The organism is Photobacterium chitinilyticum (genome assembly GCF_004104355.1).
In the GTDB taxonomy this organism is placed as follows: Bacteria; Pseudomonadota; Gammaproteobacteria; order Enterobacterales; family Vibrionaceae; genus Photobacterium; species Photobacterium chitinilyticum.
In genome coordinates this window covers 1-729 of the sequence record NZ_RJLM01000115.1, presented here as the reverse complement: position 1 = coordinate 729, position 729 = coordinate 1, and the positions used below count along the sequence as shown (strand labels likewise).

Below are 729 nucleotides of genomic sequence, written 5' to 3'. Positions count from 1 at the left end.
GAGGCCTAGGACACCGCCCTTTCACGGCGGTAACAGGGGTTCGACTCCCCTACGGGACGCCAAGGGTCGTTAGCTCAGTTGGTAGAGCAGTTGACTTTTAATCAATTGGTCGCAGGTTCGAATCCTGCACGACCCACCATCTTCTCCTTTGAAGATGTAAAACATCGGAGGGCGATTAGCTCAGTTGGGAGAGCACCTCCCTTACAAGGAGGGGGTCACTGGTTCGAGCCCGGTATCGCCCACCACTCTCTAAGAATTTTCTGCACGGATCTGCAGATTCAATAAAGAATACTTTGTTGAGTCCGCTTTTTGTCGCCTGAGCGGCCCGGTAGAAAGTCATTAGAAAGTGGTTCGGTAGTCTTTTGGTAGACAATGAAACACATGCTCTTTAACAATCTGGAAAGCTGACTAGTAAATTCAACTCAACGAGTTGGATTACAATAGTATCTTCGAGAGAAGATACGAGTTCTCAAAACAAACACATTCAAGTGTCTTGTGTAGAGTCCGGCGAAAAACCAATGTCCTCATTTTTCTTGATCGGAAGTGAGTGACGATAAAACCTTGGTTGTTTGAACATACAGACCTCTTGGGGTTGTATGGTTAAGTGACTAAGCGTACACGGTGGATGCCTTGGCAGTCAGAGGCGACGAAGGACGTATTAACTTGCGATAAGCCCAGTTTAGATAGTAAAAATCACTTGAGACTGGGATTTCCGAATGGGGAAACCCA

General features: G+C 46.8%; 2 tRNA genes and 1 rRNA gene. All 3 read left to right on the top strand.

Annotated elements, in window-relative coordinates:
- Positions 1-63 precede the first annotated feature (63 nt).
- Positions 64-139 (top strand) — tRNA-Lys (locus EDI28_RS26130).
- Between the two features lie 30 nt (positions 140-169).
- Positions 170-245: transfer RNA gene (locus EDI28_RS26125), tRNA-Val, on the top strand.
- Between the two features lie 353 nt (positions 246-598).
- Positions 599-729, top strand: a 23S ribosomal RNA gene (locus EDI28_RS26120); the annotation flags it as partial.